This window comes from Paraburkholderia sp., assembly GCF_035948235.1.
Lineage (GTDB): Bacteria > Pseudomonadota > Gammaproteobacteria > Burkholderiales > Burkholderiaceae > Paraburkholderia.
Genome location: NZ_DASZJJ010000150.1, coordinates 36,350 through 50,484, shown reverse-complemented (window position 1 = coordinate 50,484; position 14,135 = coordinate 36,350). Strand labels below are relative to the sequence as shown.

The following is a 14,135-nucleotide window of genomic DNA, read 5'->3' as shown; positions in this document are numbered from 1 at the left end:
CTGGTGGCCTTCTGGCAGCGCGACGCCGCGTTTCTGGCCGCCGTGCGCGCGTTGCCCGATGCGCTCGATCGCGCGGGCGCGCTCGACTGGTCGAAAGCCGTCGACGAATTGCGCGACGTCAAGCAGATGATCGTGATCGGCCGCGGCGCGGGTCTGGCAATCGCCCAGGAAGCGGCGCTCAAGCTCAAGGAAACCTCGGGCATCCAGGCCGAAGCGTTTTCGAGCGCGGAAGTGCGGCACGGCCCGATGGAACTGATCGGCCACGACTATCCGCTGCTGGTGTTCGCACCGCGCGGCCCTGAGCAGGCCGGTCTCGTCGAGCTGGCGCGCGATATGCAAAAGCGCGGTGCGCGCGTGCTGCTCGCCGCACCAGCTGGAGTCGAAGGCGCCACGTTGCCGCTGGTCGAAACCGCCGATGCGGCACTCGATCCGATCGCCGCGATTCTTTCGTTCTACGTGATGGCGGCGGGTCTCGCCGCCGCGCGCGGCCGCAATCCCGACGAGCCGCGCTACCTGAACAAAGTCACCGAAACCCACTAGATTGGAAAGCTGATGGAACGCATCCAGGAGTCTCGCCTGATGAACCCGGAAAATTCCGCCGACCAGGACACCCGCGGCAACATCGCGCTGGTCGCGCCGCTCACCGGCCCGGTCGTGCCGCTCGCAGCGGTGCCCGATCCGGTGTTTTCGGAAGGCCTGTTCGGCGACGGCATCGGCATCGATCCGCTCGCGGGCAAGCTGCTGTCGCCGTGCGACGGCAAGGTCATGCACCTCGCGCGCACTGGCCACGCCGTGACGCTTGAGACTGCCGAAGGCGCGCAGGTGCTCGTGCATATCGGCATCGACACGGTCGAGCTGGGCGGCAAGGGCTTTTCGCCCAAGGTCGAGCAGGGCGCGCAGGTGCGTCGCGGCGACCTGCTGATCGAATTCGATCTCGATGTGGTGGCGTGCGAGGCGCCGAGCCTCGTTTCGGTGATCGCGGTGGCGAACTCCGATGCGTTCGAAGTGATCCAGCGCGCAGGCGCGGGCCATGTGGAAGCGGGCAAAACGCCGCTGCTGGTGCTGCGCGCGCGCGAAGGCGCGGGCCACACGGTGGGCGCGGCCGGCAGCGCGAATCTGGTGATGGACGAAGTGCGCCGCAGCGTGACGCTCACGCACGCGGGCGGTCTGCATGCGCGGCCCGCCGCGCGGGCGCGCGAAGCGGTGCGCGGCATCGAAGCGCGCGTCGAAGTGCGCTTCGGCGAGCGCAAGGCGGCGATCGAAAGCGTGGTCGGACTGCTGGGTCTGGGCGCGGGCGAAGGCGCGACGATCGAACTGGTCGGCATGGGCCGCGAGGCGCAGAAGGCCGTCGATGCGGTCGCCAATGAACTGCTGCGCGCAGCGCCTGGCGAAGGCGGCGAAGCGCCTGCCCGGCAGCTTTCGCCGGCACCGGCTGCGGCTCCTTCAATCGCACCTGTTGCCGCAAACGCTGCAAGCGCAGCGCCGGGCACGCTCATGGGCGTGTGTGCGGCGCCGGGCGTAGCGCTCGGTAAGCTGGTGCGCTGGGACGACGCGGAACTCGTGCCGGCTGAACTCGCGAGCGGCCCGTCGGCGGCGGAAAGCCGTCTGCTCGACAAGGCGGTCGCGGCCGTAGACGCGGAACTCGACACCTCCGTGCGTGCGGCGTCGCAGCGTGGCGCGATCGGCGAAGCGGGCATCTTCCAGATGCATCGCGTGCTGCTGGAAGACCCTACGCTGATCGACGCGGCGCGTGACCTCATCAGCCTCGGCAAGAGCGCGGGTTTTGCGTGGCGCGAGTCGATCCGCGCGCAGATCGTCGTGCTCGGCAAGGTGGACGATCCGCTGCTCGCGGAGCGTGCCGCCGATCTGCGGGATCTCGAAAAGCGTGTGCTGCGCGCGCTCTCGCTCACGAGTGGCGCCACGAACGCCGCGTCGCGCGAACTGCCCGACGAAGCGGTGCTGGCCGCCGACGAATTCACGCCTTCCGACCTTGCAACGCTCGACCGCAAGCGCGTCACCGCGCTCGTGATGGCGCGCGGCGGTGCAACCTCGCACGCGGCGATCATCGCGCGTCAGGCGGGCATTCCGGCGATCGTCGCGCTTGGCGACTCGCTGCACAAGATCGCCGAAGGCACCGAAGTCGTAGTGGACGCAGGCGCGGGGCGTCTGGCCTTCGCGCCGACCGCCCAGGACATCGAACGCGCGCGCGCCGAAAAGCAGCGCCTCGCGGGCGTGCGCGAAGCGAACCGTCTGACCTCGCAGCAAGCCGCCGCCACGCGTGACGGCCACGCGATCGAAGTCGCCGCGAACATTGCGACGCTCGACGATGCGCGCACCGCAGTCGACAACGGCGCGGACGCCGTGGGTCTCTTGCGCACGGAGCTGATGTTCATCCACCGCCAGGCAGCGCCGACGGTCGACGAGCATCGCCAGAGCTATCAGGCGATTGCGCAGGCACTGGAGGGCCGCACGGCGATCATCCGCACGCTCGACGTGGGCGCGGACAAGGAAGTCGATTACCTCACGCTGCCGCCGGAGCCGAATCCCGCGCTGGGTCTGCGCGGCATTCGCCTGGCGCAAGTGCGCCCCGATCTGCTCGACGATCAGTTGCGCGGTCTGCTTGCGGTCGAACCGCTGGGCGCGATCCGCATCCTGTTGCCGATGGTCACCGACGTGGGCGAACTGATCCGCCTGCGCGAGCGCATCGATATGTTCGCGAAGGAAGCAGGCCGCACGGGCCGTGTGGAAGTAGGCGTGATGATCGAAGTGCCGTCCGCCGCGCTGCTGGCCGACCAGCTCGCGCGTCACGCCGATTTCCTCTCGGTGGGCACCAACGATCTGACGCAGTACACGCTCGCAATGGACCGCTGCCAGCCCGACCTGGCAGCGCAGGCCGATGGCCTGCATCCGGCCGTGCTGCGCCTGATCGCCGTGGCGGTTGAAGGTGCGAGCAAGCACGGCAAATGGGTGGGCGTGTGCGGAGCGCTGGCGGGCGATCCGCTCGCGGTGCCGCTGCTGGTTGGGCTGGGGATTACGGAATTGTCGGTCGATCCGGTTTCCGTGCCGTCGATCAAGGCGCGCGTGCGCAATCTCGACTACAACCAGTGCCGCGAACGCGTATTCGACATTCTCGCGCTTGAATCGGCCCAGGCAGTGCGCGCCGCAAGCCGCGCGCACTGGCCGCTCGATTGAGTTTCACCCTCGATCGGCATGTCTGATCGTTAAATATCCTGAATAAAACGTCGTCAACACACCGGCGCGCGCAGCGATCGCGCGCCGGCTTCTCTCACCTCAATACGTCACGCAAGAGACAGGGACTGGAGGCAGTTCAATGGATGGCAATCCGTTTCTCAAGATACAGAGCCTCGGCCGCGCGCTGATGCTCCCGATCGCAGTGCTGCCCGTTGCGGGCATCCTGCTGCGCTTCGGCCAGAGCGACATGCTCAACATCAAGATCATCGCCGATGCGGGCGGCGCGATCTTCGACAACCTTCCGCTGCTGTTCGCGATCGGCATTGCCGTGGGTTTCGCGAAGGACAATAACGGCGTGGCGGCGCTCGCGGGCGCACTCGGCTATCTGGTCGAAATCGCCGTGATGAAGGACATCAACGACAAGCTCAATATGGGCGTGCTGTCGGGCGTGGTGGCCGGGGTGGTTGCGGGCATGCTGTACAACCGCTTCAAGGACATCAAGCTACCCGAGTTCCTGGCGTTCTTCGGCGGTAAACGTTTCGTGCCGATCATTACCGGGCTCGTGTGTTTGTTGCTCGGGGTGATATTTGGTTATGCCTGGGGACCCGTGCAGGCCGTGATCGATTCGGCCGGCCACTGGCTCACCACGGCGGGCGCGATCGGCACTTTCGTTTATGGGCTGCTGAACCGTCTGCTGCTCGTGACGGGCTTGCATCACATCCTCAATTCGCTCGTCTGGTTCGTGTTCGGCACCTTCACGCCGGCAGGCGGCGCACCGGTGACGGGCGACCTGCACCGCTTCTTCGCGGGCGACCCGACGGCGGGCGGCTTCATGGCCGGCTTCTTCCCGGTGATGATGTTCGGTCTGCCGGCCGCGTGTCTGGCGATGCTGCATGAAGCGCCGAAGGAAAAGCGTGCGATGGTCGGCGGCCTGCTGCTGTCGATGGCGCTCACCTCGTTCCTCACGGGCGTGACAGAGCCGATCGAGTTCACCTTCATGTTCCTCGCGCCGGTGCTGTACGGCATCCATGCGGTGCTGACGGGGCTGTCGCTGGCGATCTGTTCGCTGCTGAACATCAAGCTTGGCTTTACGTTCTCGGCGGGCGCGATCGACTACTTCCTGAACTACGGGCTGTCGACGCACGGCTGGGAAGCGATTCCGCTCGGCCTTGTCTACGCGGTCGTGTACTACGGGCTGTTCCGCTTCTTTATCCGCCGCTTCAATCTGCCGACGCCGGGCCGTGAAGCATCGGCGGGCGACACGGAAATCGCTGCGTCGATGTCGGGCGTGGCGGTGGCCGGTGGTGCATCGGCGTCGCGCGCGGCGCGCTATATCGATGCGCTCGGCGGCGCGGCTAACCTCAAGGTGGTCGATGCCTGCACGACGCGTCTGCGTCTGAACGTGGCGGACCCCGCGCGTGTTTCGGAACCGGCGCTCAAGGCGATTGGCGCGCGCGGCGTGCTCAAGCGCGGCGGTGAAAGCGTGCAGGTCATCATCGGGCCGGAAGCCGACATCATCGCCGACGAAATCCGTCGCGAGATCGCCAGCGGTCGTCCGGCTGCGGCGTCGGCGGCTGCGGCAGCGCCGGTTGCGGCTGTGACGGCGCCTGCTGTTGCGCCTGCGGCAAGCGAAGCCGGTCCGCTCGATCCCGATCCTTCGCGCTGGCTGTCGGTGCTGGGCGGTGCGGCGAACGTCGTCTCGCTCGACGCGGTCGCGGCCACGCGCCTGCGCGTGATCGTGCGCGATCCGTCGGTGGTCGATCGTGCGCAACTCGGCACGCTGGATGTGGTGTGGGTCGCGACCGATACGCTGCACATCGTCGTGGGCCACGCGGCGCAACGTTACGCCGACGAACTCTCGCTCCAATCGGCCTGAAATCGGCCTGAGCGTTCACCCCTCAAGAAAAAACCGGCGCCTGGCGCCGGTTTTTTTGTGTCCGCGATCCGCAGCGCTCAGTACAGCGAATTGCGTTTGTCCTCGACAGCTTCGATCGTCACCTTGCCGCGCATGATGCGATACGCCCACGTTGTGTAGGCGAGCACGATCGGCAGAAAGATGATGACGGCGACCAGCATGATTTCGAGCGTCATCTTGCTGGAGGTGGCGTCCCACACGGTGAGGCTCGAACGCGGATCGAGCGAGGACGGCATGATGAACGGAAACATCGAAAATCCCGCCGTCAGAATCACGCCGATGATGAGCAGCGAGGTGGCCAGAAACGCCGTCTTTTCCAGCCGCGACCCGGCCAGCGCGAAAGCGATCACGCCGCCCACGATGCCTGCAATCGGCGCGATCGCCATCCACGGATAAGTCACGTAGTTGCTGATCCATAGCCCCGTGCCGGGCTCGACGCTCTTGAGCAGCGGATTGGCGACGGTGTCGTAGGGCGCGGGGTTGGTGATCGCAAAGCCGCCGATCAGCGTCGCCACCAACGCGCCCGCCACGACGAACAGCAGAACCGCGATGCCTGACATGATGCGCAGCGCCTTCGACGCGCGCGCGGCCACGACGCCATCGCTTTTCATCTTCACGAATGCCGCGCCGTGCGCGGTGAGCATCGTGAGGCTCACGAGGCCGCAGATCAGCGCGAACGGATTGAGCAGCGCCCAGAAGCTGCCGTAGTAAGTCACGCGCAGGTCGGTGTCGTACTGGAACGGCACGCCCTGCAGCAGATTGCCGAACGCCACGCCAAACACCAGCGCGGGCACAAAGCCGCCGATAAAGAGCGCCCAGTCCCATGCGCTGCGCCATTTCGGGTTGTCGCGCTTGCCGCGATAGTCGAAGCCCACGGGCCGGAAAAACAGCGCGAACAGCACCAGCAGCATCGCGAAGTAAAAGCCCGAGAACGACGCCGCATAGACGAGCGGCCAGGCGGCGAACATCGCGCCGCCCGCCGTGATGAGCCAGACCTGATTGCCTTCCCACGTCGCACCGACCGTGTTGATGACGATACGGCGTTCGGCATCGGTCTTGCCGATGAAGGGCAGCAGCACGGCCGCGCCCATGTCGAAGCCGTCGGTGAGTGAAAAGCCGATCAGAAGCACGCCGATCAGCACCCACCAGATCACTTTGAGCGTTGCGTAGTCCATGGTGTGGTTCCTTGTTTGGCGTTGGCGTGCGTTACGCGACGCGGTTGTCGCTCGACACCGTCGCCGCCTGCTCGTGGAAGTAGCGGCCCGTATGCAGCGCGGAAGGCCCCAGGCGCGCGTACTTGAACATCAGCGTGATTTCGATGATGAAGAGCGCCGTGTAGAACACCACGAAACCGGCCAGACTCAGCCAGACATCGCCGGGCTGGAGGCTCGACGCGGACAGATGCGTCGGCAGCACCTCGGCGATGGTCCACGGCTGGCGGCCCACTTCGGCAACCACCCAGCCGAATTCGGCGGCGAGCCACGGCAGCGGGATCGCCCACACCACCCAGGTGAGGAACCAGCGGCGGTTTTCCTTGAGCAGCGAGCGCTGCGCGCAGAACCAGAACGCCAGCACGAAGGTGAGCAGGAACAGCATCCCCAGGCCCACCATCACGCGGAACGACCAGAACACGGGCGCGACGGGCGGAATCGAATGTTTCGCGGCGGTCTTGATCTGCTCGGGCGTCGCATCGACCACGTTGGGCGCGAACTGTTTCACCAGCAGGCCGTAGCCCAGATCGGCCTTGTGCGCTTCGAAGACTGCGCGCGTGTCGTTATCGGCATCGCCTTGTTTCATTTTCTGCAGCGCGGCGTAGGCGAGCATGCCGTTCTGGATGCGCACTTCGGCGCGGCCCATCAGATCGCGCAGGCCGATCACCGGCTCGTCGATCGAACGCGTCGCGATGATGCCCATGAGATAGGGAATGCGGATCGCGTAGTCGGTGCGCTCTTCCTGCTGGTTAGGAATGCCGAACAGCGTGAAGGGTGCGGGAGCGGGGGCAGTGTCCCATTCGGCTTCGATCGCGGCGAGCTTGATCTGCTGCACTTCGCCCGTGCGATAGCCCGATTCGTCGCCCAGCACGATCACGCAGAGCGTGGAGGCGAGGCCAAAGCCCGCGGCGATGGCGAACGAGCGCAGCGCGAATTCAGTGTCGCGGCGGCGCAGCAAATACCACGAGGAAATGCCGAGCACGAACATCGACGCCGTGACATAGCCCGCTGACACCGTATGCACGAACTTGACCTGTGCGACGGGATTGAAGATCACCTGGAACAGGCTCGTCAGTTCCATGCGCATGGTTTCGTAGTTGAACGAAGCGCCCACGGGGTTCTGCATCCAGCCATTGGCGATCAGAATCCACAGCGCCGACAGATTCGAGCCGAGCGCGACGAAGAACGTGGTGATCAGATGACCGCCCTTCGTCATGCGGTTCCAGCCGAAGAAGAACAGGCCTACGAAGGTCGATTCGAGGAAGAAGGCGGCCAGCCCCTCCACGGCGAGCGGCACGCCGAAGATATCCCCCACATAGTGCGAGTAGTAGGACCAGTTGGTGCCGAACTGGAACTCCATGGTCAGGCCTGTGGTGACGCCCATCACGAAGTTGATCGCGAAGAGCTTGCCCCAGAACTGTGTCATGTCCTTGTAGATCTGCTTGCCGGTCATCACGTAGACCGATTCCATGATGACGAGCAGCCACGACAGCCCGAGCGTGAGCGGCACGAACAGGAAATGGTAGAGCGCAGTCACGCCGAATTGCAGGCGCGAAAGATCGACGGTTTCGCTAATGGGCATGGTGGTCCCCTTGTTCAGCGTTCGGCGCGGTTGCGGTCCCGCTCTTGTTCGCAGTCGTAGTCCTGGTCGCGGCGGGCACGGACAGGATGGCCTGGGCGACGTCGGCGGGCCGCATCGACATGTTTTCGGCTTGCGGGTGACTGAAGAACGCGTATTTCAGCGCCATCAGCAGCACGAGCTTGAAGGCGAGGACTAGCGTGATGTCGCGGGCGAACGTGGGACCGCGCGCCCATCGAAGGATGCGCGCGCCGGGCAGGGCGTAGGCGCGTCGGGGCTGGCCGGAGGTGGAAAGCATGGCGACGGGTGACTCCTTGCTGTGTCCTGTTTCCGGGGCTGCGCCTCTGCTTGCGTCAGATTGCGCGTGCCCGCCTCTCCCTGTCTTTTTATGATGTCGGCGCGACTAAAAGTCTCGCGACCCTAATGTTATAGGTCAGATTGACTGCTGGAATGTCAGGAAGCGTGGCGCGCCGTGGCGCTAAGGGCGGCATCATCCTGAAAATATCTTATGAGGGAACGGGAATCGGCGGCGCGAGAATGTACGCGAGGTGTACGCGATGTGCAGTGCCCAAAAGAAAAAGCCCCGCTCGGTGGGAGCGGGGCTTTGCGGTGACGCTTGAAGCCGTCAGTGCGTCAGGCGCGCATCAGGCATATTCGGCCAGCGCGGTGCGCATCTTCTTCATCGCGCTTGCTTCGATCTGGCGGATGCGCTCGGCGGACACGCCGAATTCGTCGGCCAGTTCGTGCAGCGTCGAGCCGCCCGATCCGTCGTCGGCGACGTTCAGCCAGCGCGCCTCGATAATGCGGCGGCTGCGCGCGTCGAGCGCTTCGAGCGCGCTGGCGATGCCGTCGGATTGCAGACGGTCGCGCGAACGCGCGGCCAGCACGGCGCTCGGCTCGTTATGCGAGTCGGCCAGCCAGGCGATCGGCGCGAACGATTCTTCACCGTCGTCGTTCTGGCTTTCGAGCGCGATGTCGGCACCCGACAGACGCGTTTCCATCTCGACGACTTCTTCGCGCTTGACGTTCAGTTCCTGCGCGAGGCCTTCGATCTCTTCGGGCGTGAACGACTGCAGGCCCTGCTTGTGGCTGCGCAGGTTGAAGAACAGCTTGCGCTGCGCCTTGGTCGTCGCGACCTTCACCATGCGCCAGTTGCGCAGGATGTATTCGTGGATTTCGGCCTTGATCCAGTGCATGGCGTACGACACGAGACGTACGTTCTGCTCCGGGTCGAAGCGCTTCACGGCCTTCATCAGGCCGATGTTGCCTTCCTGGATCAGGTCGGCATGCGGCAGGCCGTAGCCCAGGTAATTGCGCGCAATCGAGACGACGAGACGCAGGTGCGACAGCACCAGGCGGCGCGCGCCTTCAAGATTGTTTTGCTCGCGGAACTCGGTCGCGAACTGGCGCTCCTCTTGCGGCGTCAACATCGGGATCCGGTTCACGGCCTGAATGTAGGCGTCGATGTTGCCCAGTTGGCCGGGCAGCATGGAAGCGTTCGCGAGCGCCAGTACACCCGAACCCCCGGCCTTGGCCGACGACGGGCTAAGCGTATTCGGAAGGGTCATGGTCATTGCGTTGCTCACGTAGCGAACTCCTCAGGAATCTTGCAAAAGTCAGACTGCGACTCCACGGTGGATGTTAGCACTCTGAAACAGTGAGTGCTAATACTTGGAGTCTGTAGGGGCTTCATGGTTCCGTTCATCCTATCGAAAATTTGTTTCAATAGGTTTCGGCGAAATCCCAGCAGGCAAGCTGGGCGGGGCTTGCGCCCGGGACGGGCCTGCACACACCGGCAGGCCGAAGAAATACTCTAGAGCGAGGCCGCTTCCTGCAGGGAAGCGATGAAGAAAAAGGGCTGGAATAGCTGCACTTTGAAGTGATGATTGCCACGGTGCTTATCGTAGCAATGCGGTCTTAATCTGGACTTAAAGGCGCGGGACTTAAAAGCGCGAGACTTAAAGACGCGGGAATTAAGGCCGCGACTTAAATCAGGCCCGATTTTTTACATCGAAGTGTATTGAATAGACATCGGAGCTGTCTGAAAGTGCGAGACCGCGACATTCAGGCGCGCTTTCATCCTGCGCGTGTGCGCTCGCGTACGGATATGGGGGCGCTCGCTTTGATCGCAAGTATCCTTGCGCGAATTCCTGGTATAGATTTCAGCGAGGCGCGTGCGGTAAATCTTCGGTGCGAGTCGGCGGGATGACGCGAACTCGCGCGCAAGGGAGCTTGAGCAATGGCGGCAAAAGTAATCGATGCGATTCGCGGGCTGGAGCGAGAGCGGTTCCGCGCGATGGTGGACGGCGACGGTTCGTCGCTGGACCAGCTTCTTTCCGATAGCGCCACGTTCGTGCACACGAACGGCAAGCGCGAGACCAAGCAGCAGTTTATCGATGCAATCACGGCGGGGCGCCGCCGCTACCGCCAGATCGAGATCCAGTCGCAGGACGTGTTGCCCGTCGGCCGCGAGACCTGCCTGATCTCGGGCCGCGCGCTGATCGAAATGGAAGCGAACAGCGGCGCGCTGCTCTATCCCATTGCCTACACGGCAATCCAGACCCAGGAGGATGGCCACTGGCGTCTGGTTGCGTGGCAGGCGACGCGTTGCGCAATCGAGTGATGACCGGTAAGTCCACTCGCCGATCCCGCCAGTTAAGCGGATCGGGCGCACGCCAGCGGCCCGTTATGCCGCCGGCGCTCAACGGCGCCGCCTCCTTTACTGCCTTTCCTGCTACTTCAAACCTGCGAGCGGATCTGACGTCGATCAGGCCGCTACACGGCGATCGATCTGCGTCCACGCCGCGCGATTGACCGCGCTAACCACGGCCGCGACGACTGCCGCAGCGGCATCGTCCGCGACGCCTACGCCGTGGCGCAGCGCCTGGCCGCCCACACGGGCGCCGACAAACACGGCCGTGCCGCCTTGCGCCGTGCGCGCGGTCTCAAACGACGTGATCTCGATACTTTCGTCCGCCGTTGCGGCAAGTGCTGTCGCCACCGCTTGCGCATGCGTTTCGTCGATGTCGGCGGCTGCAGGCATGGCTACGTCGCGGCCCTCGAAGCGCACGCGGCCTGCGCCAATCTGCTCAGCCGGACCCTGCGTTTCGAAGTACTCGCTCGCGAACAGCGCGCAGATCGCCTCGCCGGTGATTTCCTCGCCGGAGGTGTCCGTCACCGTCTGCACGGCGTGGCTGAACTCGATCTGAACGCGGCGCGGCGGCGTGAAGCCCATGCCGCGTTCGAGCAGATAGGTCGCGCCGCCCTTGCCCGACTGGCTGTTCACGCGGATCACCGCGTCGTAGCTGCGGCCGAGATCGGCGGGATCGATCGGCAGATACGGCACTTCCCACACGGCGTCCGGCTGTTGCACGGCGAGGCCCTTGCGGATCGCGTCCTGGTGCGAGCCGGAGAACGCGGTGAACACGAGATCGCCCGCATACGGGTGACGCGGATGCACGGGGAGCTGGTTGCAGCGCTCGACCATGCGGCGCACGGCGTCGATATCGGAAAAGTCGAGGCCCGGATCGATGCCCTGGGTGTAGAGGTTCATCGCGAGCGTGACGAGATCGACGTTGCCGGTGCGCTCGCCGTTGCCGAACAGGCAGCCTTCGATGCGATCCGCGCCTGCAAGCAACGCCATTTCGGCGGCGGCCACGGCGGTGCCGCGGTCGTTATGCGGATGCACCGAAAGCACGATGCTGTCGCGATACGCGAGGTTGCGGTCCATCCACTCGATCTGGTCGGCGTAGACGTTGGGCATTGCCGCTTCGACGGTCGCCGGGAGATTCACGATCATTTTGTGATCGCGAGTGGGGCGCCACGTCTGAGCCACGGCGTCGCAGACTTCGCGCGCGAAAGTCAGTTCGGTCATGCTGAAAGTTTCGGGCGAGTACTGGTAGATCCAGTGCGTTTGCGGGTTTTTGTCAGCGTGTTCGCGGATGATGCGTGTACCTTCGACCGCGAGCGCCTTTACTTCGTCCTTCGATTGGCCGAACACGATCTTGCGGAATGACGGGCAGATCGCGTTGTAGAGGTGGACGATGGCGCGCGGCACGCCTTCAAGCGCCTCGAAGGTGCGCGCGATCAGTTCTTCACGCGACTGGACGAGCACTTCGATGGTGACATCGTCGGGAATGCGCTTTTCTTCGATCAGCTTGCGCACGAAGTCGAAGTCGGTCTGCGAAGCGGACGGAAAGCCAACTTCGATTTCCTTGAAGCCGATCGCGACGAGCATCTCGAAAAACTCGGTCTTCTGCTCGATGCTCATCGGCTCGATCAGCGACTGGTTGCCGTCGCGCAGGTCGGTGCTCATCCAGATCGGCGCGCGCTCGACGGTGCGCGTCGGCCATTTGCGGCCGTTCAAGCGGATGGCGGGGAAGGGGCGGTACTTCTCGGCGGGATTACGCAACATGACGAGCCTCGTTCTTCATGGTGTCGTTTGCGATGGCGGTCGGCAGCGGGCGGCTGGCAGGCTGACGACGGAGCACGATGCGCGAAACTTCACGCGTACGGGCGGCAACCTCGGACGCGAAGAAGACGGCCACGGTGACGGCGGTAGCCGGCGCGGCGAAAGCGGACGTGAACGATGCCCATGCAACGTGCATTTTGACCTCGCGACTCGTCCGAACGATAAGCGGACGAATGCAGACGACAGGTTGTAGAGATACAGCGGATTTGGGGTACTGCGAGAACTGCTTTGGGAGGACCGCGGTGACCGGAGAGGTGGTCGTTGCGGCGCTACACCAGCTTTAGGCTAGGCGTAGCGATAGGGCCGATAGTAGGCCGTGGGCAATGCGGAGGGTGTTCGGGAAGGAACGCATTCGTCCAATGTAAATCAGGGCACTTGCGCGTGTCAACAGGGAATTTGCAGATTGCCCGCGCGAAAATGCCTGAAGATGGCCGACGAAGCGCGCCGATGTGATTTTGCGTATCGGCGCGCGCGGCCCGCCCCGCGCGGCTTTCGGCGAAATGGGCGGGCTATTTCTGGCCTCGCGGCTAGCGCTTCGCGATGCGCTTGATCGTCTCGATCTGACGCGCGATGGCGTTGGGTACCGGCGCTTCGCCGCGCAGCACCGCTTCGATCCACGCGGCTGTGGTGGCCGCGTCACGGCCTTCCGGAAGATCCACTTCGGGCGCGTCGGGCGATGAACGCTCCGGCTCGATCAGCGTTTCGCAGATGCCATCGTGCAGCCAGTCGACCTGTACCTGGCGGCGCGTGTCGGCGACCGCTTCGCCTTCGGTGCCGCGCGCGAGCAATGCGCCGCCGATCGCCGCGTCCGGGTGCGCGGCGAACAGTGCGCTCAGACTGTCGCGATAAGGCGGATGCGTGTAATTCACGAGCCGCAGGCCCGGCTGCGCGAACGGCTGAAGCAGTTTCACCAGCGTATGCGTGGAGTTGCGCACGCCCATCCGACGGCGCAGAGAGAGCAGCCGCGCGAGTTGCGGCGCGAGCGTTTCGATCGGCGCGAACGCCACGTTGCGCTCGGCCAGTTGCGCCTCGATTTCCGCGTGGTCGTGCACGGCGGGACGGTTGAGCGCGGCGAAGATTTCGGCGCTAGTCACGCGTCCCGGATCGGTGACCACGCCGTGCACCAGCGTCGGCACGCCTTCGCGCGCGAGCAGCAGCGCGAGCAGCGGTACGAGGTTGGGCTGCTTGCGCGCGCCGTTGTAGCTCGGAATCGACACCGGCCGGTACGCGCCCTCGGCCACCACGAGCGGCGCGAACGACGCGTGCGCGGCGGCGAGCATCGCGGCCAGTTCCTCGGCGGTTTCGCCCTTGAGACGGTAAGCGAGCAGCACCGCGCCCAGTTCGAGTTCAGCGACCCGGCCGTCGAGCATGGCCGCATAGAGCGCGTGCGTGTCTTCGGACGACAGCGAGCGTGCGCCGTGCGGTCCGCGGCCGATTTCCTTGATGAAGCGGGCGCAGGAGAAGATCTCGGTCGATTCGGTGGAAGCGGGGGCGTTCATGGCGGCGTTAGTGCGGAGCCGGCGGTGCGCGCCGCTCCGTTCAATGTGGGATGTAGGGGATCGAGGAAGTATCGCACGAGCCGCCTGGCCCGGCCCGACGCAGTGGGGGCGGGAACGATCGCAGCAGCGTCCACGTTGTGATGCGCTCTTGTCATGCGCTGTCATCCGCATTGCCGTCCCGTGTTGCCGCCCTTGCGCCGCTGCGCGTTAAACTCGTGCGCTACGCCTTGCCGCTCGCGTGATTGTCTCGGGCGTGAGGGCATCTTCA

Annotated in this window: 10 protein-coding genes; 4 read left to right on the top strand and 6 right to left on the bottom strand. The window is 64.8% G+C overall.

Features of this window, described 5'->3' with window-relative positions; all coding sequences use genetic code 11:
* The 3 genes from VG320_RS13555 to nagE all read left to right on the top strand — a co-directional run.
* The coding region (locus VG320_RS13555) for an SIS domain-containing protein (RefSeq protein ID WP_327200616.1) at window positions 1-540 on the top strand (540 nt) is incomplete at its 5' end.
* Window positions 541-552: 12 nt separating this feature from the next.
* The gene (ptsP, locus tag VG320_RS13550; RefSeq protein WP_414696033.1) at window positions 553-3,192 is read left to right on the top strand and encodes a phosphoenolpyruvate--protein phosphotransferase; all 2,640 of its coding nucleotides are present in this window, start codon (window positions 553-555) and stop codon (window positions 3,190-3,192) included.
* 139 nt (window positions 3,193-3,331) lie between these two features.
* Window positions 3,332-5,068: an N-acetylglucosamine-specific PTS transporter subunit IIBC gene (gene nagE, locus VG320_RS13545; RefSeq protein ID WP_327200614.1), complete on the top strand. Its 1,737-nt coding sequence runs from the start codon at window positions 3,332-3,334 to the stop codon at window positions 5,066-5,068.
* Between the two features lie 77 nt (window positions 5,069-5,145).
* Here the strand turns inward: nagE and cydB are convergent, their stop codons facing one another.
* The 4 genes from cydB to rpoH all read right to left on the bottom strand — a co-directional run bounded on the left by cydB (window position 5,146) and on the right by rpoH (window position 9,483).
* Window positions 5,146-6,282 (bottom strand): cytochrome d ubiquinol oxidase subunit II, encoded by a 1,137-nt coding sequence (gene cydB, locus VG320_RS13540; RefSeq protein ID WP_327200613.1) that lies wholly within the window; start codon window positions 6,280-6,282, stop codon window positions 5,146-5,148.
* Between the two features lie 31 nt (window positions 6,283-6,313).
* Entirely contained in the window at window positions 6,314-7,900 is a 1,587-nt protein-coding gene (locus tag VG320_RS13535; protein WP_327200612.1) for a cytochrome ubiquinol oxidase subunit I, read from the bottom strand.
* Window positions 7,890-8,195 carry a cytochrome oxidase putative small subunit CydP gene (gene cydP / locus VG320_RS13530; protein ID WP_327200611.1) on the bottom strand — a complete coding sequence of 102 codons (306 nt, stop codon included), beginning with the start codon at window positions 8,193-8,195 and terminating at the stop codon, window positions 7,890-7,892. The genes VG320_RS13535 and cydP overlap by 11 nt, the downstream gene beginning before the upstream one ends.
* A 346-nt stretch (window positions 8,196-8,541) precedes the next feature.
* Complete coding sequence (rpoH, locus tag VG320_RS13525; RefSeq protein WP_027815700.1) at window positions 8,542-9,483, bottom strand: RNA polymerase sigma factor RpoH; 942 nt, start codon at window positions 9,481-9,483, stop codon at window positions 8,542-8,544.
* A 653-nt stretch (window positions 9,484-10,136) separates the two neighbouring features.
* Here rpoH and VG320_RS13520 point away from each other — a divergent pair.
* Window positions 10,137-10,520 (top strand): nuclear transport factor 2 family protein, encoded by a 384-nt coding sequence (locus VG320_RS13520; protein ID WP_327200610.1) that lies wholly within the window; start codon window positions 10,137-10,139, stop codon window positions 10,518-10,520.
* Window positions 10,521-10,664: 144 nt separating this feature from the next.
* Here VG320_RS13520 and leuA read toward each other — a convergent pair whose 3' ends face one another.
* Together leuA and ybiB are read right to left on the bottom strand one after the other, a co-directional pair.
* Window positions 10,665-12,311, bottom strand: a complete 1,647-nt coding sequence (gene leuA, locus VG320_RS13515) for a 2-isopropylmalate synthase (protein WP_327200609.1) — start codon at window positions 12,309-12,311, stop codon at window positions 10,665-10,667.
* Between the two features lie 584 nt (window positions 12,312-12,895).
* Window positions 12,896-13,867: a DNA-binding protein YbiB gene (gene ybiB / locus VG320_RS13510; protein ID WP_327200608.1), complete on the bottom strand. Its 972-nt coding sequence runs from the start codon at window positions 13,865-13,867 to the stop codon at window positions 12,896-12,898.
* Window positions 13,868-14,135: the final 268 nt, after the last annotated feature.

What these genes read in the sequence shown, in the direction of transcription:
- ptsP (WP_414696033.1), top strand. Translation starts at nt 553, where the DNA reads ATGGAACGCATCCAGGAGTCTCGCCTGATGAACCCGGAAAATTCCGCC.
- nagE (WP_327200614.1), top strand. Translation starts at nt 3,332, where the DNA reads ATGGATGGCAATCCGTTTCTCAAGATACAGAGCCTCGGCCGCGCGCTG.
- cydB (WP_327200613.1), bottom strand. Translation starts at nt 6,282, where the DNA reads ATGGACTACGCAACGCTCAAAGTGATCTGGTGGGTGCTGATCGGCGTG.
- VG320_RS13535 (WP_327200612.1), bottom strand. Translation starts at nt 7,900, where the DNA reads ATGCCCATTAGCGAAACCGTCGATCTTTCGCGCCTGCAATTCGGCGTG.
- cydP (WP_327200611.1), bottom strand. Translation starts at nt 8,195, where the DNA reads ATGCTTTCCACCTCCGGCCAGCCCCGACGCGCCTACGCCCTGCCCGGC.
- VG320_RS13520 (WP_327200610.1), top strand. Translation starts at nt 10,137, where the DNA reads ATGGCGGCAAAAGTAATCGATGCGATTCGCGGGCTGGAGCGAGAGCGG.
- leuA (WP_327200609.1), bottom strand. Translation starts at nt 12,311, where the DNA reads ATGTTGCGTAATCCCGCCGAGAAGTACCGCCCCTTCCCCGCCATCCGC.
- ybiB (WP_327200608.1), bottom strand. Translation starts at nt 13,867, where the DNA reads ATGAACGCCCCCGCTTCCACCGAATCGACCGAGATCTTCTCCTGCGCC.